Origin of the sequence: Bacteroides fragilis (assembly GCF_019583405.1) — a bacterium.
Taxonomy (GTDB): Bacteria; Bacteroidota; Bacteroidia; order Bacteroidales; family Bacteroidaceae; genus Bacteroides; species Bacteroides fragilis_B.
The window spans coordinates 331,582-354,414 of sequence record NZ_SZUU01000004.1; the positions used below are offsets into that span (position 1 = coordinate 331,582).

Annotated in this window: 20 protein-coding genes; 11 read left to right on the plus strand and 9 right to left on the minus strand. The window is 44.6% G+C overall.

Annotation, left to right across the window (positions count from 1 at the left end; translation table 11 throughout):
• Nucleotides 1-29: 29 nt before the first annotated feature.
• Complete coding sequence (locus FDF36_RS11410) at nt 30-2,279, minus strand: inorganic phosphate transporter (RefSeq protein WP_220391409.1); 2,250 nt, start codon at nt 2,277-2,279, stop codon at nt 30-32.
• A gap of 65 nt (nt 2,280-2,344) precedes the next feature.
• On the minus strand, nt 2,345-4,420 hold the full coding sequence (locus FDF36_RS11415) for an RNA degradosome polyphosphate kinase (protein ID WP_220391410.1): 2,076 nt from the start codon (nt 4,418-4,420) through the stop codon (nt 2,345-2,347).
• A gap of 56 nt (nt 4,421-4,476) precedes the next feature.
• Here FDF36_RS11415 and FDF36_RS11420 point away from each other — a divergent pair, with 56 nt between their 5' ends.
• The 3 genes from FDF36_RS11420 to rfbB all read left to right on the plus strand — a co-directional run bounded on the left by FDF36_RS11420 (nt 4,477) and on the right by rfbB (nt 7,167).
• Entirely contained in the window at nt 4,477-4,968 is a 492-nt protein-coding gene (locus FDF36_RS11420; protein WP_005808255.1) for a metallophosphoesterase family protein, read from the plus strand.
• 176 nt (nt 4,969-5,144) lie between these two features.
• Nucleotides 5,145-6,008 (plus strand): glucose-1-phosphate thymidylyltransferase RfbA, encoded by an 864-nt coding sequence (gene rfbA / locus FDF36_RS11425; RefSeq protein ID WP_005781220.1) that lies wholly within the window; start codon nt 5,145-5,147, stop codon nt 6,006-6,008.
• A gap of 19 nt (nt 6,009-6,027) precedes the next feature.
• Nucleotides 6,028-7,167: a dTDP-glucose 4,6-dehydratase gene (gene rfbB / locus FDF36_RS11430; protein ID WP_005821615.1), complete on the plus strand. Its 1,140-nt coding sequence runs from the start codon at nt 6,028-6,030 to the stop codon at nt 7,165-7,167.
• Here rfbB and FDF36_RS11435 read toward each other — a convergent pair.
• A complete protein-coding gene (locus FDF36_RS11435) occupies nt 7,164-8,060 on the minus strand; it encodes a 1,4-dihydroxy-2-naphthoate polyprenyltransferase (protein WP_005781215.1) in 897 nt (298 codons plus the stop codon). The two genes, rfbB and FDF36_RS11435, sit on opposite strands and share 4 nt — an antisense overlap.
• A gap of 101 nt (nt 8,061-8,161) precedes the next feature.
• On the opposite strand from FDF36_RS11435, the gene FDF36_RS11440 reads away from it, so the two are divergent.
• A complete protein-coding gene (locus FDF36_RS11440) occupies nt 8,162-9,217 on the plus strand; it encodes a metallophosphoesterase (protein WP_005781214.1) in 1,056 nt (351 codons plus the stop codon).
• Here the strand turns inward: FDF36_RS11440 and nadD are convergent.
• The 5 genes from nadD to FDF36_RS11465 form a co-directional block, all read right to left on the minus strand.
• Entirely contained in the window at nt 9,189-9,779 is a 591-nt protein-coding gene (gene nadD / locus FDF36_RS11445; RefSeq protein WP_005821613.1) for a nicotinate (nicotinamide) nucleotide adenylyltransferase, read from the minus strand. The genes FDF36_RS11440 and nadD overlap by 29 nt on opposite strands.
• A 32-nt stretch (nt 9,780-9,811) precedes the next feature.
• Nucleotides 9,812-10,426: a guanylate kinase gene (gmk, locus tag FDF36_RS11450; protein ID WP_195316841.1), complete on the minus strand. Its 615-nt coding sequence runs from the start codon at nt 10,424-10,426 to the stop codon at nt 9,812-9,814.
• Between the two features lie 12 nt (nt 10,427-10,438).
• A complete protein-coding gene (locus FDF36_RS11455) occupies nt 10,439-11,317 on the minus strand; it encodes a YicC/YloC family endoribonuclease (RefSeq protein WP_005781209.1) in 879 nt (292 codons plus the stop codon).
• Nucleotides 11,318-11,904: 587 nt separating this feature from the next.
• Nucleotides 11,905-13,533, minus strand: a complete 1,629-nt coding sequence (locus FDF36_RS11460) for a histidine kinase (protein WP_220391411.1) — start codon at nt 13,531-13,533, stop codon at nt 11,905-11,907.
• Nucleotides 13,530-14,813 (minus strand): sensor histidine kinase, encoded by a 1,284-nt coding sequence (locus tag FDF36_RS11465; protein WP_259281417.1) that lies wholly within the window; start codon nt 14,811-14,813, stop codon nt 13,530-13,532. The genes FDF36_RS11460 and FDF36_RS11465 overlap by 4 nt, the downstream gene beginning before the upstream one ends.
• Nucleotides 14,814-15,013: 200 nt before the next feature.
• On the opposite strand from FDF36_RS11465, the gene tsaB reads away from it, so the two are divergent.
• The 7 genes from tsaB to rseP all read left to right on the plus strand — a co-directional run bounded on the left by tsaB (nt 15,014) and on the right by rseP (nt 21,732).
• On the plus strand, nt 15,014-15,703 hold the full coding sequence (gene tsaB, locus FDF36_RS11470) for a tRNA (adenosine(37)-N6)-threonylcarbamoyltransferase complex dimerization subunit type 1 TsaB (protein WP_005808245.1): 690 nt from the start codon (nt 15,014-15,016) through the stop codon (nt 15,701-15,703).
• 49 nt (nt 15,704-15,752) lie between these two features.
• Nucleotides 15,753-16,370 (plus strand): DUF4290 domain-containing protein, encoded by a 618-nt coding sequence (locus tag FDF36_RS11475; RefSeq protein ID WP_005781202.1) that lies wholly within the window; start codon nt 15,753-15,755, stop codon nt 16,368-16,370.
• A gap of 47 nt (nt 16,371-16,417) precedes the next feature.
• Nucleotides 16,418-17,722 carry a UDP-N-acetylglucosamine 1-carboxyvinyltransferase gene (gene murA / locus FDF36_RS11480; RefSeq protein WP_005808243.1) on the plus strand — a complete coding sequence of 435 codons (1,305 nt, stop codon included), beginning with the start codon at nt 16,418-16,420 and terminating at the stop codon, nt 17,720-17,722.
• Nucleotides 17,719-18,261, plus strand: a complete 543-nt coding sequence (gene rimM / locus FDF36_RS11485) for a ribosome maturation factor RimM (RefSeq protein WP_220391413.1) — start codon at nt 17,719-17,721, stop codon at nt 18,259-18,261. Before murA ends, rimM begins: the two co-directional genes overlap by 4 nt.
• A 66-nt stretch (nt 18,262-18,327) precedes the next feature.
• The gene (locus FDF36_RS11490; RefSeq protein ID WP_005821606.1) at nt 18,328-19,188 is read left to right on the plus strand and encodes a M23 family metallopeptidase; all 861 of its coding nucleotides are present in this window, start codon (nt 18,328-18,330) and stop codon (nt 19,186-19,188) included.
• 2 nt (nt 19,189-19,190) lie between these two features.
• Nucleotides 19,191-20,357, plus strand: a complete 1,167-nt coding sequence (locus FDF36_RS11495; RefSeq protein WP_220391414.1) for a 1-deoxy-D-xylulose-5-phosphate reductoisomerase — start codon at nt 19,191-19,193, stop codon at nt 20,355-20,357.
• Between the two features lie 19 nt (nt 20,358-20,376).
• Complete coding sequence (rseP, locus tag FDF36_RS11500; RefSeq protein WP_220391415.1) at nt 20,377-21,732, plus strand: RIP metalloprotease RseP; 1,356 nt, start codon at nt 20,377-20,379, stop codon at nt 21,730-21,732.
• A 103-nt stretch (nt 21,733-21,835) separates the two neighbouring features.
• Here rseP and FDF36_RS11505 read toward each other — a convergent pair whose 3' ends face one another.
• Nucleotides 21,836-22,714, minus strand: a complete 879-nt coding sequence (locus FDF36_RS11505; RefSeq protein WP_005808233.1) for a hypothetical protein — start codon at nt 22,712-22,714, stop codon at nt 21,836-21,838.
• Nucleotides 22,715-22,833 lie beyond the last annotated feature (119 nt).

Below are 22,833 nucleotides of genomic sequence, written 5' to 3' on the forward strand. Positions count from 1 at the left end.
TCAGCCTTATTTATTGTAAGGGAGAATTATTAAATATCTGTTTCTATCTGGAATTTTCGGCTTACTTTCATCAGGTTGATCGTGTAAGTTACTACGTTTTGTGCCTCCTGAATCATGGTCAGATAAACCATACTTACTTTAATACTTCCGGTCTGACTTTGGATACGCTGTAACTCCTGACGCTTCAAGTGTGAGAGTTGTGAATTCAGGTCATTGGCTCGGTGCAGGTCTTCTTCAAGATTACTGTAATTGTTGGTTTCCAACTTCAGGCGGCATTGCTGGATCAGATAGGTAATATCTTCGGCTACATCTCCGAATTCGCCTTTTTGGATAGCGTCCAGCGGATTGAAGTTGTTGTCAATGTGCTCCAGACAAGGTTCGCACAGGCGGCTGATACTATATACTAATTCACTTGCAAAGTCGTTTCCCTGATAATAATAAAGCCCTTTTTCAAGTACAGTGTGATTATCCAATTTACACATTGCTACGGTTCCGGTACGTTTCATCTGCTTGATCATCTGTTTTTCAAACTTGGTAGATCCCATTGCCCGGCGCAGTCCGCGGAGATTTTCGTGCAAAAATGAAGTCACGGTAAGTTCAAAGTTTTGTTCTGCATATTCCAGTACCTTACCTAACTCTTCACGTGTATGCTTACGCATTAAATCCAAGGCTTCGTGGCTGTTTGTCGCTTGCATCAACTGTTTTAAAGTTTCGTTGCCTTTCTCCTTCTCTTTTTTCTTTTTATACATCAACTGGCTGCGGATCAGTGTGAATGCTGCCAGGCCGATCAGGGCTATGATAGCTATACTTCCTCCGAAGTGGATGACCATGGCAACAAAGAAACAGATCGTGAATGCAGCTCCGGCAGTGATAAACCATCCGCCAATGACACTTAGCACACCTGTGATGCGGTAAACGGCTGAATCACGTCCCCAGGCACGATCGGCAAGTGAGGTACCCATAGCCACCATGAAAGTGACATAGGTTGTAGAGAGAGGAAGTTTTAGCGAAGTACCCACAGCGATCAACAGACCTGCCAATACCAGATTGACAGAGGCACGAACCAGGTCGAATGCCGCCCCGTCGGCAATGATAGCTTCGTCTTTACGGAAGCGGGTATCTATCCAGCGTTTGGTACTCGGCGGAGTTATCCGGGAGATGCCATTGGCCAGTGTGAGGCTGAAACGTACCAATGTACGGGCGATCGGTGTGCTTCCGAAGTTTTCTTCTCCTTCATCCTGGCGGGAGAGGTCTACCGAGGTCTTGATCACCGCATGTGCCTTTTTAGAAGTACATAAGGCGTATACCATGATGGCTCCGGCACCTATCAGGAAGTACCACGGTGTTTTGGCTGATCCCATCAGTGAGGTCATCAGGAAGCCATCCGGTCCGACAGCGGTTCCGTTGGCCGTATAGTCCATGAACGAAGAGTAACCAGCTAAAGGTATACCAATAAAGTTGACAAGGTCATTACCGGCAAATGCCAACGCCAACGCAAATGTACCCAGTAGAACAACTACCTTAAATACATTTACTTTCAACCAGTGTAATATCTGCATCAGGATGGTAGAGATGACAAAAAAACAACCTACCAGCATCATCGTGTTTTCTTGTATCCAATGCTTGTTTTCAGGAGTCATGAATGAACTGTCCTTCAATCCTTTTATCACCATGAAGTAAACGATGGCAGTAGAAGCGATACCACCGAATAGTGCAATGCTGTATTTTATCTTGTTTTTGTAGTTAAATGTAAATACCATGCGCGCCAGCCATTGTACAAGCATACCGAAAAAGAAGGCAATGGCAACGGAGACAAAGATGGCCATGATGACAGACAAGGCTTTGTCGGTGTTGATGAGATCACCCAATCCCAACGTATCACTGTTGTGCACTTTGATAAGTGCCAGGGCAAAAGTACCTCCAAGAAGTTCGAATACCATTGAAACAGTGGTTGAGGTAGGCATTCCCATTGAGTTGAATACATCGAGCAGAACGACATCTGTCAGCATTACAGCAAGTAGGATGCACATGATCTCGGCAAAGTAGAAATGCTCCGGTTGGTAGATGCCGTGCCTTGCAATGTCCATCATGCCGTTTGATAAGGAGGCCCCGATGAAGATGCCGGCACCGGCTATAAACAATATTGTTTTGAAAGATGCCGCCTTTGCTCCGACAGCTGAGTTGAGGAAATTTACCGCATCGTTACTTACACCGACCATCAAGTCGAATACGGCAAGTACGAATAGGAAAATAATGATACATAGATAAATTGTCTCCATAAATGTGTATGTTATTTCTGCCTGCAAAGGACGGATTTTCGTATTGCAGAGAAATGTCATACATGTTACAGAAATGTTTCATTCTTTTCTTTTAGGTAATTATAGAAAGTATATTGAGCCCTGACGGGCGCAGCATTTGTTTTGAATTTAAATATATTATTCAATTTATCATCGACGAAGCAAGCCTTTTGATTATCCGATAACTGGATGTGAAGCATATCGACGACTTCTTCCCGTAGTTCGTGATCGAGAATGGGTACCACCGCTTCGATTCGTCGATATAAGTTACGGCGCATCCAGTCGGGTGATCCCATGTATACTTTGGGATGTCCGGCATTACCGAAATACCAGATGCGGGCATGTTCCAGGAAGCTGTCTACAATACGGGTGACACGTATGTTACGGCTATATTCTTGTCCGGGTATCAGGCAACAAATGCCCCGCACAATCAGGTCTATTTTCACACCCCTTTGTGATGCCTCGTAGAGCCGGTCTATCATTATCGGATCTTGCAAAGCGTTCATCTTCAAGATGATTCTTCCGCCTCTTCCTTTCTCGGCCAGTTCTATTTCTTTGTCGATCAGCCTGTTCAGTTCGGGAATCAGGTTGAAACGTGCCACAAGTAGCCGGGTGAACTTGGGATTTTCTTTACCGCGCAAGGTACGGAACAGGTTGGTGAGGTCATGTACGATGACCGGATTACTGGTAAACAGTCCGCAGTCTGCATACAGTGTGGCTGTCTTCTCGTTGAAGTTACCGGTACTGATATAAGCGTAACTGTGAATCTTTTCACCGTTGAAACTGCGACGACGTATAAGGGCTACTTTAGCGTGAACTTTCAGTCCCGGTATGCTATATATGATATTGATGCCGGCTGCTTTCATCATTTCGGCAGTGGCGAGGTTGTTCTCTTCATCGAAACGGGCTTTGAGTTCCACGAATACCGTGACTTTTTTACCGTTTTGTGCAGCGGCAATCAAGGTGTTAATGACAGCCGAGTTTTCTGCTACCCGATATTGGGTTACCATGATTTCACGGGTTTCGGGATTATGCACTGCTTCGTAAAGGAAGTGGATAAAATGGTCGAAAGAATGGTAAGGGTAGTACAATAATAAATCTTTCTTTTCGACATAACTGAAAATAGACTCCTTGTCGTTCAGGCGATTTAGTTTCATAGGGATCGGTCTCTCAATCCGGGGAATGGAGTTATTAGGGTTTGGCAAGTGACGCAGATCTTCCAGATTGAGGTGTTTGTCTCCCGGTACCAACTCTTCACGCTGGATTCGGAAGGCATCCACCAAAAAATCCAGAAAATCGTCAGGCATGGCCCGGTCATATACAAAACGGCACACGGCACCTATCTTGCGTTTTTTAATCTTTTTCTTTACTTGCTCCACCAGGTCGACACTGTTGATGGTATCATCTATCATGATGTCGGCATCTCTCGATATTTTGATGCAATAACTACAATCCACTTCGTAGCCCGGGAAGATCACACCAATATTGGCTTTGATAATATCTTCTATAAACATCAGGTAATAATCTTTTCCATGTTTGGGCAGTTCGATGAAACGGGGCACTTTACTATATGGCAGTTTCATTACAAAGTATTGCAAATGGTTGGCATCTTCTTTCTTTGTGCCTTTCAGAAACAGGCGGACAGCCAGGTAGAGCCGGTTGTCGCGCAGGAAAGAGATTACTTTGTCTTTGGACACCGGTACCGGTTGCAAGTAGGGAAATATCTCTTCGCGGAAAAAGTCTTTTACGAACTGCTGGTGAAAAGGCTCAACGTTACGGCTTTGGTAAAAGATGACATGGTTTTTGCGTAATGCAGGTATAATCTTCTTTTCATAAATGTGGATACGGTCTTCCAGTTGTCGGTTCACTTCCCTGTTGATTTCTTCCAGCAAAACCTTGGCTGACTGCTGGGATTCTTCTGATCCTTCTGTTACGCCGGAGGCAACAGCTTTGTGGTCGGCTACTCTGATTTTATAGAATTCTTCCAGGTTGGAAGAATAAATAGAGATAAAATTGATACGTTCGTAGAGTGGCAATCGATCGTTATCAGCTTCCAGAAGTACCCGGTAGTTGAATGACAGCCAACTGATATCTCTCTTAAAGTATTGGTATTTGTTTCCCATTTGCATATAAGGTTTGCCCAAATATAGTTACCTTTGCAGAGATAAACAAAGAAAGTATGACAAAAGTTGGTTTATTGTCCGATACACATGGCTGGTGGGACGAAAAATACTTGCAATATTTTGAAACTTGCGATGAAATCTGGCATGCCGGAGATATTGGTTCAGTGGAGGTAGCGCAGAAATTGGCGGCTTTCCGCCCTTTCCGTGCTGTGTATGGTAATATTGACGGGCAGGAAATTCGCCGGATGTTTCCTCAGGTGAATCGTTTTACGGTGGACGGTGCCGAAGTGCTGATGAAGCACATCGGGGGATATCCTGGAAATTATGACCCGTCTGTCAAGGGAAGCTTATTGGTGCATCCACCTAAGTTGTTTATCAGCGGACACTCGCATATATTAAAGGTAAAATATGATAAGACACTGGACATGCTTCATATCAATCCCGGTGCTGCGGGAATGTCCGGATTTCATAAAGTGCGTACAATGGTCCGTTTTGCCATAGATAATGGTGTGTTCAAGGATTTGGAAGTGATTGAACTGGCCGGTTAATAAATTTGTATTTTTATTTTGTCACGTCAGATTTCTTTCCGTTCTTTGTCACAGGTTTGAGAGATGTAAGCCATAAGCAATGTGCTACAAATTACAAGTAACTGTGCGAGATACTTATGTATTGTTTATTACAGCATGTAACCTGTATGTAGCCCGTAACTCATAATGTTCAAAATATGAAAGGAATTATTCTTGCCGGTGGCAGTGCCACCCGACTCTATCCGCTGTCAAAAGCCATATCGAAGCAAATGATGCCGGTGTATGACAAGCCGATGATATACTATCCGCTTTCTACATTGATGTTGGCCGGAATACGGGAAGTGCTGGTTATCTCTACTCCCCGTGACCTGCCGTTGTTCCGTGAACTTCTGGGTACCGGTGAGGAGTTTGGAATGTCCTTTTCATATCGGGTGCAAGAACAGCCGAATGGACTTGCTCAGGCTTTTGTATTGGGAGCTGACTTTCTGGATGGCGAACCGGGTTGCCTGATATTGGGAGATAATTTGTTTTATGGGCAGGGTTTCTCAGCCATGCTTCGCCGGGCGGCTACTCTTGAGAAGGGAGCTTGTATCTTTGGATATTATGTGAAAGATCCTCGTGCTTACGGAGTAGTGGAGTTCGATGAAAGTGGAAAGGTGATTTCGTTAGAAGAAAAGCCGGCTGTACCTAAAAGTAACTATGCGGTACCCGGACTTTATTTTTATGATGCCACGGTGACGGAAAAGGCACTTGCTCTGGAGCCTTCTGTCCGGGGGGAATATGAAATAACTGATTTGAATAAATTATATCTCGGTGAGGGAACGCTGAAAGTGGAACTTTTCGGGCGCGGTTTTGCCTGGTTGGATACGGGAAACTGCAACAGCCTGCTTGAGGCATCCAACTTTGTAGCCACTATTCAGAACCGCCAGGGGTTTTATGTGAGCTGTATTGAAGAAATAGCTTGGCGTAACGGATGGATTTCTTCATCCCAATTGAAAGCTCTGGGCGAGAAGTTGGGAAAAACCGAATATGGTAAATATCTGATAGACTTAGCAAATTAATAAATCAATCATAAAGAATATGAAAACTTATCTTGTAACCGGTGCTGCCGGATTTATCGGTGCCAATTATCTGAAGTATATTCTGGCTAAACACAGCGATATCAAAGTGGTGGTGCTCGATGCACTGACTTATGCCGGAAATCTCGGAACAATTGCAAACGACATTGATAACGAACGTTGCTTTTTTGTAAAAGGTGATATTTGTGATCGTGAACTGGCTGACCGTCTTTTTGGTGAGTATAAATTTGACTATGTAGTGAACTTTGCCGCCGAAAGTCATGTAGACCGTAGCATTGAGAATCCGCAACTGTTCCTGATGACCAATATTTTGGGAACACAAAACCTGTTGGATGCGGCACGTCGTGCATGGGTGACCGGTAAGGATGAATACGGGTATCCTACCTGGCGTAAAGGAGTACGCTATCATCAGGTATCTACCGACGAAGTTTACGGTTCGCTGGGGGCTGAGGGGTATTTCCATGAAACAACTCCACTCTGTCCGCATAGCCCTTACAGTGCATCGAAGACCAGTGCCGATATGGTGGTTATGGCTTATCATGATACGTATAAGATGCCGGTGACCATCACCCGCTGTTCAAATAATTACGGTCCTTATCATTTCCCGGAGAAATTGATTCCGCTTATTATCAAGAATATTCTTGAGGGCAAGAAACTTCCGGTGTACGGTGATGGCAGCAATGTGCGCGACTGGCTGTACGTAGAAGATCATTGCAAGGCTATTGATTTGGTAGTTCGTGAGGGACTGGAAGGTGAAGTGTACAATGTGGGTGGACATAACGAAAAGACAAATCTTGAGATAGTGAAGTTGACCATTGCAACGATTCACCGCCTGATGTCGGAACATCCCGAATATCGTGAAGTATTGAAGAAGAAAGAAAAGAATGCCGATGGTGAAATCTCGGTTGACTGGATCAATGAAGACTTGATTACGTTTGTCAAGGACCGTCTGGGTCATGACCAGCGCTATGCCATTGATCCGACGAAAATCACCAATGCCTTGGGATGGTATCCCGAAACGAAATTCGAGGTGGGCATTGTGAAAACAATTGAATGGTATCTGAATAATCAGGAATGGGTAGAAGAAGTTACCAGCGGTGATTATCAGAAATATTACGAACGGATGTATAGCAAACGTTAACCGTTTATAATCAGTCCTATTGATAGTAGGATCCCCATAAGCAGCATATTTCGCGAAGTTTCGCCCAATATGCTGTTTAGCTTTTTACCGCTGTGTATCTGTACCATCTTTCTCCAGGTCCGGATATGAAAAAACAGGTAAAACTGAGGCAGGAGAGTCGCATATAAATGTCCGCTGAATAAAAACCAGAAACAGAGCCAGGCGGCTATGATGCCGAGCAACAGATAGAAATATCTTCCGAAAGGTTCACCGAAACGAACTACAACCGTCTTTTTCCCGCTTTTCCGGTCGGCATCCCGGTCCCTGTAATTATTAACTACCAGTAATGTATCTACAATCAGTCCGCACACCAATGAAGCAACCGTAACGTCCGGTGTCCAGTTGAGGGCCTGTACATAATAAGTACCTCCTACCGGGACAAAACCAAAAAACACAATGACTAATACGTCTCCCCATCCTTTGTAGGATAACGGGTAAGGACCTGTGGTATACAGGAAAGCAAATAATACACATAGCGCACCTACAAGGATCAATTCCCAGCCGCCATATAATAGGAGGCTACAACCGATCAGGCAGGCGAGGGCTACTGTTATGAATATGCCCTTCTTCATGGCGTTCGCCGAAATCCAGCCTTGTGCACAAGCACGTTCCGGACCGAGGCGGTCTTCCCGGTCGGTGCCTTTCAGAAAGTCAAATAAGTCGTTGATAAAATTGGCGGCAATCTGCATTAAGCCGGCAAACAAACAACAGATTAATGCCGGTATCCAACTGAACTTTCCGTCGGCATAAGCCAATGCACAACCAATCATTACCGGGGTAATGGCACCTGCCAATGTTTTGGGACGGGCAGCAAGTATCCATGCCTGTAACGAGTTCCGTCTTACTTCTTCCATTCTCTTTTTCTATATAATTCGTTTCAAGAGAACAAAGATAGGGCAAAAAAATGTATATTTTTGCTTTTTTGCCTATCTTTGCGCTCCTGATATTAGAGAATATGAAGAAAACAATATACTTATTGGCGGCACTTTTATTGCTGCTTTCGTCCTGTAAATCAAAGAAAAACCTGGTTTCTCCGATTGCCCGTCCGGTATTGAATACCGATTCCATTCGTCCGGACAGCTCCGATGTAGTGGCCCGGTTGTTTGCTCCTGATACTTCCGGACTCAAAAAACTTTCTGCCAGACGGAAAGCAGCAGAAAAGGGGCAGGTTGCCTCTTCCGGGATAACGCGTTCGATTCCGCCTGTTGTAGCCCGGGGAACAAATATCACCAGTTCTGCTGTCAGTGTATCTTCTGTTTATCCGGGGATCGACCGGGTGAAAAGATACGAGTTCACCCATCGTGATGTTCCCGAAGCCTTTGATGGTTTCCGTATCGCCTTTATTTCGGACTTGCATTATAAAAGCCTTTTCAAGGAGAAAGGGCTGGAGAGTCTGGTACGTTTGCTTAACGCACAGCATGCCGATGTATTGTTGATGGGAGGTGATTACCAGGAAGGGTGTCAGTTTGTGCCCGAACTTTTTGCGGCATTGGCTAAAGTGAAAACGCCGTTAGGTACTTATGGTGTGATGGGAAATAACGACTATGAACGTTGTCATGATGAAATTATCCGTGAAATGAAACGTTATGGCATGCGCCCTCTTGAACATCAGCTTGACACGTTGAGGCGCAATGGTGAGCAGATTATTCTGGCCGGTGTACGTAACCCGTTTGATCTTGCCAATAACGGTGTTTCTCCTACTCTGTCCCTCTCTCCGGCCGATTTTGTGATTCTGTTGGTACACACTCCTGATTATGCCGAAGATGTGTCTGTCGCTAATTCAGATCTGGTGCTGGCCGGACACACGCATGGAGGGCAGGTACGTATTTTTGGCTATGCTCCCATCATTCCTTCGCATTATGGCAGTCGGTTCCTGACAGGGTTGAAATATAATTCAGCTAAAATTCCGATGATTGTAACCAATGGGATCGGTACTTCAAACAAGAATATCCGTATTGGAGCACCGGCCGAAATTGTGATGATTACATTGCATCGTTTGCGGAATGAATAGCTTTGATTTTCGTGTACACAGCCGGGTGAAGGAAATAGCGCACATCTTTTCCGGCAGCCAGAGCTTGACGGATAAAGGTGGAACTGATTTCGAATATCGGAGAATGCGCTAAGTGTACGTTCGGGGGTAGTTGTGAGGCATCTACCGGAAAACCGGGACGAGGATAAACGAGTATTTTATTTTCTGAGACAATACGTTCCGATTCGAACCATTGGTCAAATACTTTCCAGTTGTCAGAGCCTATAATCAGTTGGAATTCCCTTTCGGGATATACTTCTTTCAGACGGTTGAGTGTGTGGACAGTATAGGAGGGACGAGGTAAATGAAATTCAAAATCGGATGCACGGAATCGTGGATATCCTTCAATAGCGAGCTGTACCAGTTGCAGGCGCAGCTCGTCAGACCATAAATCTGCCTGCTTTTTGAAGGGGCTGTGCGGAGTGACCATAAACCAAACTTCATCCAGCCCTTCAAACTCGCACAGATAGTTGGCAAGTGCCAAGTGTCCGATGTGTATCGGGTTGAAAGAGCCGCTGAAGATTCCGGTTTTAGTTTTTTTCATATGCTATAATCACAAATAAGAGAACACAGATCTTATTCCGCATCGATACCCAGAAACTCTTTAATCACTTTTAATGCCTGTGCCTTGGCTGTTGCCAGGTCATCATTGATGATTACTTTGTCAAATTTCGGAGCGAAACTTAGTTCATATTCGGCTTTGGCTATTCTACTCTCAATGACCTCGGGAGCATCTGTGCCACGCCCGATCAGGCGGCGACGTAACTCCTCGATACAAGGGGGCTGGATAAAAAGTGAAAGTGCACGGTCACCATAGAATTTTTTTATATTGCAACCGCCCACCACATCTACATCGAACACTACGTTCTGGCCGGCAGCAAGCTGTTTCTCTACCTGTTCTTTTAAAGTTCCGTAAAATCGATCGGTATAAACTTCCTCGTATTCCAGAAATTCATTGTTTGCAATGCGTTGGCGGAATTCGTCGGGAGTGAGGAAAAAATATTCTACTCCATGCTTTTCATTTCCTCGTGGCGGACGGCTGGTAGCTGAAATGGAGAATGCAAGATTCAGCTGCTGGCTCAACAAATAGTTTATAATTGTCGACTTGCCCGATCCGGAAGGAGCAGAAAAGATGATGATTTTGGCTTCACCCTTTTGAGGTGGGGTAGTTATTCTTTCGGTTAAATTCATAATCTGTCGTTGTTACATCACATTCAGCACTTGTTCTTTGATCTGTTCCAGCTCATCTTTCATCTGTACCACAATCTTTTGCATTTCAGCATGATTCGATTTGCTGCCGAGCGTATTGATTTCACGTCCCATCTCCTGAGCGATAAATCCCAGCTTTTTACCTTGTCCGCTACCGTTTTCAAGGGTACTGATGAAATATTTCAGGTGGTTGCTCAAGCGTTGTTTCTCTTCATTGATGTCGAGTTTCTCAATGTAGTAAATCAGTTCCTGTTCAAGACGGTTTTTATCATAATCTACGCTCAGTGTTTTTTCCAGCGCATCTGTGATTCGTTCTTTAACTTTATCCACCCGTTCTTTTTCATAAGGTGTTACCGATTCAAGTAAACGATGAATGTTTTCAATCTTTTCACGGAACTTCTTTTCAAGGGCGGCACCCTCCTGCTTACGGAAATCTACTAAATGTGAAACAGCTTCCTTGACGGTTGCATATACTATTCCCCATTCTTCCTCGCTTAACTCCTGTGTTTCGGTACGTGTCATCACGTCCGGCATGCGGAGCAGAGTCTGAAACCAGTCAGTGGGTACTGCAATGTGGAGGTTTTCGGAGATAGCTTTGATTTGGTTATAATATCCTTCTACCAATACCTGGTTGATGGGAGTGGCGGCTTCTGCGCACTCTTTCTTTTCCACCCAGAGGCTGAAGTCAACTTTTCCACGTTCCAGCACACGTGCAATTTCATTGCGGAGTTCCATCTCTTTTTCACGGTATGCCGGTGCGATTCGTGCCGACAAATCCATCGCTTTACTATTGAGCGATTTTATCTCTACATTAATCTTCTTATCGGGAAGTTCGGCAGTTGCTTTGCCATATCCCGTCATGGATTGTATCATATTACCAAAAGTTTTGTGCAAAAATACGGGATAATTTTAAGATAACCGCTGTAAATGGATAAAAAAGACATTTTGTTTAATCGGGCGGCACGGCTCTTTCATTTACCCCGCCTTCCTCTCATACAAAAAACACGTTTCGATCTTCCATCTTCCACCTTTGAGAATTCATGTCGTTGATTGTGAGATGTGTATATTGGTGGAAGATGCGGTTTTTATGCCATTTATCTTCCACCCCCATCTTCCATCTTCCACCCGCTGTTTTAGGGGATATTTCAGTAGTAACGGTTTGGAAAACAAATGGATATGTCCAATTTCTTATCCGTTAATCTCTCTAAAAGCATTTCATTTCCCTTACTCTCTTTAGTGCAAATGGTCGGATCTTTATCTCAGCCCGGGCATGTGGGCTCATCGGCCCGGGTATGCGGGCTGGGATAAAGAGTTGTATGACAATGGTTAATCTACTACACTTCTCCGGTAATAGTCGGCCGGATTCTTTCTTAAAAAAGAAACAACGAAGCGCTGCTTCCGCATCGCTGTGTGCGAATGGAGGGTTTTGTGGGGGGGGAGACGAGGGAGGAAGGCGGTTGTTAAATGAAAGAGCCGTGGTCCGGCGGAGTATCTTTGGCTTCTGCCGAACTTTCGTGATAAGCCTTTTCGAGCATTTCATCCAATAGCGAAGTCAATTGCTGGCAACTCTCTTTTATCTGTTCCGAACATTCTGCCTTTTGGGTGGACGAAAGTGAAGTGCCTACTATCAGTTGAGTCTGTTTGTTGATGTGATTGAGAGGAATGTGTACATCGTTATACATCGACCGGATGAAGTTCGATTGCATTCGTTCGCTTTCCTGAGCCTTTTGGGTCTGGCGCAGCAACTCTGTTTGTAGTTTGCGGGTACGTTTCAGGTTGATTGAAAGATAAACAGTAAAGCCGATGACAACGAAAGTCAGTAGGATGGTACTGTAAAAAGCAATGTTCCTGATTCGGGTAATAATGTCCGCTTTTTCCAGTTCCAGTTGTGCGACTTCATTTTTTACCTGTATTTCTCCAAGTTCGCCGAGTTGTTCTTTACGGGTCAGTGAATCGGCCAGAAACATAGCCCGGTCGTAAACCTGACAGGATTCTTCGGCACGTCCCATTTCCCGGAGTAATGTGGCTTTGGTCTTATAGTGCGTCACCGAGGCCGTATTGATAGCCTTACCGGTTTCTACCATCTGGATCAGTGAATCACAAAAGGCGAGTGCTTGTGGATATTCGCCCAGACTACTGAAATAACTTTGACTTAAATCGTAGAAAAAAAGTTTATTGCGTAACAGGGCATCTCCTTTTCCGTGACGGACGTAGTTACAATAACGCAGATAATATTCATGTGCTTTCTGTCGCCCTATCAGTTGATGGTTTAGCATCAGTTGCTGGTAGCACAGCATATATAAATTGTTTTTGTAGAAGTAAGGGCGCCGGCGGATTACATCTTCCCGGCTGAAATATTCATCCAGTCTTTGCAAGTACTGGTTAGATACTTCCATCAGGCGTTTGCTGTCTTTCAGGCTGCGGTAACTCACGCTTAGCATGATATATAGATTGCCTGTAAAGTTTTTGCGGGCAGTAGGTGGAAAACCCTCTGCCAAATTCCATCCTTCTTCCCAATAGGGGAGGGCATTTTTATAATCTATATTTTCGGTCATAGCCATTAACAGATAGTGGATCACTCCGGTGAGAAATAGACGTTCGGCCTTTTCATAAGGCGTTTCCGACTCTTTCCGGTCGTTCAGTTCCTGCTGTATCCGGTTGCAGACTTTTACCCTTTCTTCCCGGGGAGCAAGTTGCAGGAGCCGGGCTTTATAAGTCATTTTGTAATAGGTGGCAAGTCCCTCTTCATCTGAGTTTTCCAGCAGCTTTTCTGCTTCGTTCAGCAGAAGGGTAAGTGAATCTTTCTTTTCCGGATCCTGCATATAGTGAATGGTGAGTGTGCTGAGAGATGCGCCGATGGCCATTTTATCGTCCGCTTTCTTCCCTTCTGTGTAAAGTTTCCGGGCGATTTCCAATTCATCGGTTGAGGAATCGGACAGGTCTAATATATTGATTAATAATTCGGCACGTTGGGTAGGCTCTTTCGTCTTTTGCAGTATGTTTTGTAAACTGTCCTTGATCGAAGGGGCGGCTTGGGATATTGTTGCGATGAATAGCAATATAATCCAGATGTAGTATTTCTTTTTCATTTCTTGGCGTCCTCCATCGGTAGGGTAAATATAAAGCGGGATCCTTTCGTATACGTCTTGTCAATGTAGATATCTCCTTGCATGTGCCTGATGATCAATTTGCAAAGGTAAAGTCCCAATCCGCTTCCTTGCCTGAAAGTATCCAGTTTGGTGAAGCGCCGGAAAACATATTCGTGCTTGTCCGTCGGTACTCCACATCCCGTATCTGTAACACTGACCATCAGCATCTTCCGTCTGCTGTCTTTCCGGCAGCTGAGATTGATGAACCCCTGAGTCGTAAACTTATTGGCGTTGTTCAACAAAGCCCGGAGCAATAAGCTGAGGTATTGCGGGTGGGCATAGACTTTATAATCGTTCTCCGGTAAATTGAGTTGATAATCTATTTCCGGTTTTCCTTCCGTTTCTTCCAGATATTGCATTTCGAGACGGCAATAGTGGTTTATTTCTATCGGTTTCAGCGTGAGACTTGCTGTCAGGCTATCCAGATTGGCCACTTCTACCAGGCTATCGAGCAGTGAGGTGAGCAGACGGGTGTTTTCCTGAATAATAAGCTGGTAATCCTTTTGTTCTTCGGGAGTAGAGAAATCATCGCTTAATATTTCGGAGAAGCCGTTGATAGAATTGAGCGGTGTACGTATTTCGTGACAGATGGATTTGATAAAAGATGCTTTCACCTCTTCGCTCTCCTGTGCTTTGATGCTCTGTTGCAATACCTCTTTCTGAAGTTTTTGAGTTTTGGCCAGTGTCTGGTAGTAATATAAGCTGATGCAGATAGCTATAAACAAGATGCATAAAGCAAAGATGAAAGCTACCTGACGCTTTTCTGACTGCAAATTTATTTTTTCAAGTAATAATGTATTTACATCATGTTTCTGGCGGAGGGAGTCGACCTGTGCACCATACTCTTTCTTAATTAGTGAGTCGGAAACGATCATTGATCGGTCGTAGGCTGCGCAAGCCTCTTTATATCGGTGAAGACAACGCAACAGATGCCCTCTGTTCTGGTAAATTTCGACGATGTTGATGTTTTCCGGAGCTTTTCCTGCTTCTATGCTGCGGATTAGTGAGTCATGCCGTGCGAGTGCTTTTTCTTTTTGTGCTTGGGTGAGTGACAGGTAATAACTGTCAGAAAGGAACTTCCCCTTTGCAGGTGTACCGTAGTCACTGTACTTTTCTGCCGGGCTGTCATTTGACAAAACGGCAAAATGCTTCGTTTCGCTTGGTTCTGTAGCTTGTACGGTCGTCGGGATACCTGCCAACTCTACAAATAATAACAGCATTATATAGTAGCACGCCTGTTTCATCTCTAATTTTAAAACTTGTTATATTTATCTTTTGCTTGTATAAAATAGTCTGCTAAAGTACGCAAAAACTTAATTTAATGCAATGATTTTGAATGGAAATGCGCTTTATTTATATCTCGGTGCGGTAATCTGAAAATAATCATGTAAATTTGCGTCAATTTAATAATCTGATTATTATGTCGTGTATCCTACATATTGAAACCTCTACCGCCGTTTGTTCGGTAGCTGTGAGTGAAGACGGGCAGAATATTTTTGTGAAAGAAGACCTTAAGGGGCCTTCACATGCCGTTTCGTTGGGAGTATTTGTAGATGAAGCATTGTCTTTCATCGATAGTCATGCTATTCCGTTGGATGCGGTTGCCGTCAGTTGCGGTCCCGGATCGTATACCGGATTACGTATCGGTGTTTCAATGGCAAAGGGCATTTGTTACGGGCGTAATGTCCCGTTAATCGGTATCCCTACACTGGAGGTACTGAGTGTACCGGTATTGCTTTATCACGAATTGCCCGAAGACGCACTGATTTGTCCGATGATCGATGCCCGGAGAATGGAGGTATATGCGGCTATATACGACCGTGCGCTGAATGTGAGGCGTGAGATTTCAGCCGACATTGTAGACGAAAATTCTTATCTTGAGTTTTTAGAGAAGCACCCGGTTTATTTCTTTGGGAACGGAGCAGCAAAGTGTCGTGAAAAGATTACGCATCCCAACGCGCATTTTATTGACGACATCCATCCATTGGCAAAGATGATGTTTCCACTTGCCGAAAAAGCGATTGCTATTAATGATTATAAAGATGTGGCTTATTTTGAGCCCTTCTATCTGAAAGAGTTTGTGGCTTCCCAACCCAAGAAGTTACTTTGATACTTTTCAACCCTTTGGATTTTCTATTTTCAAATTAAAATTTAACTACATGCAGTATAATACTCAACAGAAAAGAATGCCGCTGCCCGAATATGGGCGCAGTATCCAGAATATGGTCGATTTTGCATTGACTATACAAGACCGTTCCGAACGCCAGCGTTGTGCCAATACCGTTATCAATATCATGGGTAACATGTTTCCTCATTTGAGAGATGTACCCGATTTCAAACATAAGTTGTGGGATCATCTGGCCATTATGTCAGACTTTAAGCTGGATATAGACTATCCTTACGAGATTATCCGCAAGGACAATCTGGTGACGAAACCCGATTCGATTCCTTATCCGAGCACTAAGATCCGTTATCGCCACTATGGCCGTACACTGGAAGTGTTGATTAAAAAGGCATGTGAGTTTCCGGAAGGGGACGAAAAGAAGAATCTGGTAGCCCTTATCTGCAATCACATGAAGAAAGATTATATGGCTTGGAACAAAGATACGGTGGACGACCGGAAGATCGCTGAAGATCTGGCTGAATTCTCAGGAGGTAAATTGCAGATGGATGACGAGATTTTGCGTTTGATGTCTGAACGTATTGCCCAGAATTATCGTCCGCGTACGAATAACAACAATAACCAGAGAAATAATAATCAGAGAAGAAAATTCTAAGCAAGGAGATTATTATCATTAATCATTAACCACTAATCACCTAAAACATGGCTTCATTTGTAATCGAAGGAGGACACAGGCTCAGTGGGGACATTCATCCGCAAGGTGCCAAAAACGAAGTGTTGCAGATTATCTGCGCTACGTTGCTTACCGCCGAAGAAGTGACAGTAAATAACATCCCGGATATTCTGGACGTCAATAACCTGATTCAATTGATGCGGGATATGGGAGTAACGGTGGCGAAGACAGGTGTCGATTCATATAGCTTTAAAGCTGAAAATGTAGATCTCGCTTATCTGGAGAGCGATGAATTCCTGAAGAAATGTTCCAGCCTGCGGGGATCGGTGATGTTGATCGGACCGATGGTTGCCCGTTTTGGCAAAGCAATGATATCCAAACCGGGCGGAGATAAAATCGGTCGTCGGCGATTGGATACGCACTTTGTGGGGATCCAGAACCTGGGAGCTGACTTTGCTTATAATGAAGAACGTGGTGTATACGAGATTTCGGCACAAGAGCTGAAAGGCACTTATATGCTGCTCGATGAAGCCTCTGTTACCGGAACAGCCAATATAGTGATGGCTGCCGTGCTTGCCAAAGGGATGACTACGATTTATAATGCCGCTTGTGAACCTTATTTGCAGCAGCTTTGTAAAATGTTGAACCGGATGGGAGCAAAAATCAGCGGCATAGCTTCGAACCTGCTGACGATTGAAGGGGTGGACGAACTCCATGGAACGGATCATACCGTATTGCCGGATATGATTGAAGTAGGCAGTTTCATCGGTATGGCTGCAATGACCCGTAGCGAAATAACCATTAAGAATGTCTCTTACGAGAATTTAGGCATTATTCCTGAAAGTTTCCGTCGGTTGGGCATTAAGCTCGAACAGAGAGGAGATGATATTTATGTACCGGCTCAGGACTGTTATCAAATCGAATCTTTTATCGACGGTTCTATTATGACCATTGCCGATGCTCCCTGGCCGGGGCTGACTCCGGACTTGTTGAGTGTCATGTTGGTAGTGGCTACCCAGGCGAAAGGGAGTGTGCTGATTCATCAGAAGATGTTCGAAAGCCGCCTCTTCTTTGTGGATAAGTTAATTGATATGGGGGCTCAGATCATTCTTTGCGATCCGCACCGTGCAGTCGTTATCGGTCATAATCATGGATTTACTTTGCGGGGTGGCAATATGACATCTCCCGATATACGTGCCGGTATCGCCTTGCTTATCGCTGCGATGAGCGCCGAAGGTATCAGCCGGATCCATAATATCGAGCAGATAGACCGCGGATATCAAAATATCGAAGGTCGACTCAACGCTATCGGTGCAAGAATTACACGAATATGATAAAAAGAGAAGATGTATACAAGATAGGCTTGTTCAATAAGCCACACGGCATACACGGCGAATTGTCGTTTACCTTTACGGATGATATTTTTGACCGGGTGGACTGCGATTACCTGATTTGCCGGCTGGATGATATCTTTGTTCCCTTTTTTATAGAAGAGTACCGCTTTCGGTCCGACTCTACCGCTTTGGTAAAACTTGAAGGGGTGGATACGGCCGAACGTGCCCGGATGTTTACCAATGTGGAAGTCTATTTCCCGGTGGAGCATGTAGAAGAGGCCGAACCGGGAGAACTGTCATGGAGCTTTTTTGTGGGTTTTCGGGTGGAAGATGTTCGCCACGGTGCTTTAGGTGAGGTGACAGACGTAGATACATCTACCGTTAACACTTTGTTTGTGGTGGACCGGGATGGAGATGAACTGCTGATTCCGGCACAGGAAGAATTTATAGCCGGTATTGACCAGAAACACAAAATCATTACAGTCGATTTGCCCGAGGGCCTGCTGTCTTTGGACGAGTGGGATGATGAAGAAAGTTAAATAGCATAAAGAAACAGGCGGCAAGTAAAGCGAAATGCTTACATTTGTACGCTATATCCTATAATAATGCCGAAAAAGAAACGCAGTAAAGCTTTTTGGAACAATATTAAGTTCAAGTACAAACTCACTATCATCAACGAGAATACGCTCGAAGAGGTGGTGGGACTTCATGTATCCAAGTTGAACGGGCTTTCCGTGTTACTTTCGGTTCTGACCCTGCTTTTCCTGTTTGCTGCTGCCATTATCACTTTCACTCCTTTACGCAACTATTTGCCGGGATATATGAACAGTGATATTCGTGCGCAGGTTGTAGAGAATGCCTTACGGGTGGATTCTTTGCAACAGTTGGTGGACCGTCAGAATATGTATATCATGAATATACAAGATATTTTCAGCGGAACTGTGCGGGTGGATACCGTACAGTCAATGGATTCACTGACCACTATGCGTGAAGATTCGTTGATAGCCCGTTCCGAACGCGAAGAAGCTTTCCGTCGCCAATATGAAGAGACCGAGAAATATAATCTGACCTCTATTACCTCTCAGCCCGATGTGAACGGATTGATTTTCTATCGTCCGACCCGTGGTATGATATCCGATCATTTTAATGCTGAGAAGAAACATTTTGGAACCGATATTGCCGCTAATCCCAATGAAAGTGTTCTGGCTACCCTTGACGGTACAGTCATATTGAGTACTTATACGGCCGAAACCGGTTACCTGATCGAGGTACAGCATAACCAGGATTTTGTATCAGTCTATAAACATTGCGGTTCGTTGCTGAAGCGTGAGGGAGATACTGTGAAAGGCGGTGAAGCAATTGCTCTGGTCGGGAATAGCGGAACGCTCACTACCGGTCCGCATCTCCATTTTGAACTTTGGCACAGAGGACGGCCGGTTAATCCTGAAAAATACATTGTATTCTAATAATGAACGAGATAAAGAAAAAACAAATAGCTATCTTAGGTTCTACGGGCTCTATCGGTACACAGGCCTTACAGGTTATCGAGGAGCATCCCGAACTGTATGAAGTTTATGCACTGACTGCCTATAATAAGGTAGATCTCCTGATAGCTCAGGCACGTAAGTTCCTGCCTGAGGCTGTGGTTATAGCTAACGAAGAGAAATATGTACAACTGAAAGAGGCCCTCAGCGATCTGCCTGTTAAAGTTTACGCCGGTGCTGCCGCTTTATGCCAGATTGTAGAGTCCGGTCCTATCGACGTCGTACTGACAGCTATGGTAGGCTATGCAGGGCTGAAGCCGACCATAAATGCCATTCGTGCCGGAAAAGCGATTGCACTTGCCAACAAGGAGACGCTGGTTGTTGCCGGAGAGCTGATTAATCAGTTGGCACAGCAATACCGTACACCGATTCTTCCTGTCGATTCTGAACATTCAGCCGTGTTTCAGTGTTTGGCCGGAGAGGTGGGCAATCCGATCGAGAAAGTAATTCTGACTGCTTCCGGTGGTCCTTTCCGTACATGTACCATGGATCAGCTGAAAACCGTGACGAAGGTGCAGGCATTGAAGCATCCGAATTGGGAAATGGGAGCCAAGATCACCATTGATTCTGCTTCGATGATGAACAAAGGCTTTGAAGTGATTGAAGCTAAATGGCTGTTTGGAGTACATCCCAGTCAGATAGAGGTGGTAGTACATCCGCAGTCTGTTATCCATTCGATGGTACAATTCGAGGATGGAGCCGTAAAGGCCCAGTTGGGTATGCCGGATATGCGTCTGCCTATCCAGTACGCTTTCTCTTATCCGGATCGTGTCAACTCGTCTTTTGACCGGCTTGACTTTTCGAAATGTACGAACCTTACTTTTGAGCAACCCGATACCAAGCGGTTCCGTAATCTGGCCTTGGCTTACGAATCGATGTATAGGGGAGGGAATATGCCCTGCATTGTCAATGCGGCTAATGAAGTGGTAGTGGCTGCTTTCCTTCGTGATGAAATCAGCTTTCTCGGCATGAGTGATGTGATAGAACAGACCATGGGGCAGGTATCTTTCGTACAGACTCCTACCTATGATGACTATGTGGCAACCGATGCGGAAGCGCGCCGGATTGCCCGTGAATTAATTTGTAAATAAATAAATTGTAAATAATCTGATGGAAACATTTTTAATCCGTGCCCTGCAATTGATTATGAGCTTATCTTTGCTCGTCATCATTCACGAAGGGGGGCACTTTCTCTTTGCCCGCCTGTTTAAAGTACGGGTAGAAAAATTTTGCTTATTCTTTGACCCTTGGTTCACACTATTCAAATTTAAACCTAAAAAAAGTGAGACAGAATATGCTGTCGGTTGGCTGCCTTTGGGAGGTTATGTCAAGATTGCCGGTATGATTGACGAGTCAATGGATACGGAGCAGATGAAACAACCCGAACAACCATGGGAGTTCCGCTCCAAACCTGCATGGCAACGCCTGTTGATTATGGTAGGCGGCGTGTTGTTCAACTTCCTCCTGGCCTTGTTCATCTACTCGATGATTCTGTTTAAATGGGGAGATCAGTACGTTCCCGTGCAGCAGGCACCGTTGGGTATGGAGTTTAATGAAACAGCTAAGGCTGTCGGCTTTCAGGATGGAGATGTTCTGTTGTCAGCCGATGGAGTTGACTTTATACGTTATGACCCGGATATGCTTAGCCAGATTGCCGATGCTCGTGAGGTAACCGTGTTGCGTGAGGGTAAAAAGGCTTCTGTGTATATTCCCGAAGATATGATGCAACGCCTGTTGGCTGACAGTGTTCGTTTTGCTGAATTCCGCATTCCTTATGTGGTTGACAGTGTAATGGCTCATTCACCTGCGGCAATGGCCGGTATCCAACAGGGAGACAGTATCATTGCCCTCGATGGAAAGTCGATTTCTTATTCGGACTTCCTGATGGCTATGGCTGACCGAAGAAAGAATGCAGCAGCATTACAGAAAGATAGCCTCGATCCGCACCAGATCACGTTGACTTATGTACGTGACGGAAAGACGGATATGCTGACTGTGGTCACTGACTCTGCTTTTAAGATGGGAGTAGTGATCAATAAGTATACAGATCAGCTTCTTCCTGTTATAAAGAAGGAGTATGGCTTTTTCGAATCATTCCCTGCCGGTGCGGCGTTGGGGGTGAAGACGTTGAAAGGTTATGTGGGTAATATGAAATATCTCTTCTCCAAGGAGGGTGCCAAACAGTTGGGTGGTTTCGGAACCATCGGCAGTATTTTCCCTGCAACCTGGAACTGGCATCAGTTCTGGTACATGACCGCTTTCCTGTCTATCATCCTTGCGTTTATGAACATCCTGCCTATCCCTGCACTGGATGGTGGACACGTACTGTTCTTGTTCTATGAAATCATTGCCCGCCGCAAGCCGAGTGATAAATTTATGGAATATGCACAGATGACGGGTATGATCCTGTTGTTCGGTCTCTTGATTTGGGCAAATTTCAATGATATACTGAGGTTCTTCTTTTAGACGGAAGTAACATCTTATAAATAAACTACGAGCTGCAAGTGATTGCGTGATTATTCCGCGGATACTTGCAGCTCGTAATTTATTATCGCTAATGGTAGTTTTTTTATATTTTCAGCATCTTCTTTTCTCTCTCCAGATCCGATTCATCCAACTTGGGTGACGGTACTGTACAGGTTTTTATGTAGTCGCCTTCCTGGCATGTATAGTTATAATAGATCTCTTCTTCCGGTGTCAGTTCCGCTTTGGGAATCAGTCTGCCTTCCATTTTCAGAAATGCGTCTATATCCGTGCTGTCCGATTGCTTCACCAGGACGATTCTCCGCGCTATCGGGTTGTGGTTGTAGTCCAGGCATAGATACAATCCCTTTAGCATGTTGGGATATTCATAATGTGGCAGTTGCAGATAAATGGTGACCATGGCAAACTGTGGCAGTTCCCGTTCGTTGAACATCAGATAGGAGTTTTGATGATTGCTGATGATGCCGCTTCCCCAATGTACCGATTTATAAGCATTGATCATGCCTACCTTGACATAATCATTATTCTCTGATGCGCAGATCAGATAGGGTTCTGCCTTGAGACTGTCAGTCGATGAAGAGAGACTGTAACTCAGATACGTACCGCTATAATTATACACCTCTTCTACAGACCCCTGCATTTCTTTTTCCAGGAGTTTCAGGAACGTATTTCCCATGTTGTTTGTTTCCTGATCGGGTTCCAGGTCGAACAAGCGCTCCTTCATTCCGCTCAGATTGCCAAGCAGGCGTTTTTTCGACACATTGTTCACCAAAGCCAGTGCTTCGTCCAGTGCCTCTTCCTGTGTTTTGGTTTTTTGCAGATTCAGGTAAGCAGGAAGTACACTCGAATAGAGTGCGGACAACACACTGGGGGCCATATTGATCCAGTCGGCTATTTCCTTCATTTTCACTCCGTTGTTACGGAGGTATTCTATTCTTTTGTATATCTCTTCAAGTTCGTTCATGGTATATCGACACGTTGTTTGCATTGCAAATATATGACTTTTGGATTATATAATCATGATATGAATGTTACATTAATATTTCAGCAGAACCCTGCAGAATATAAATGAAATGAATCCTG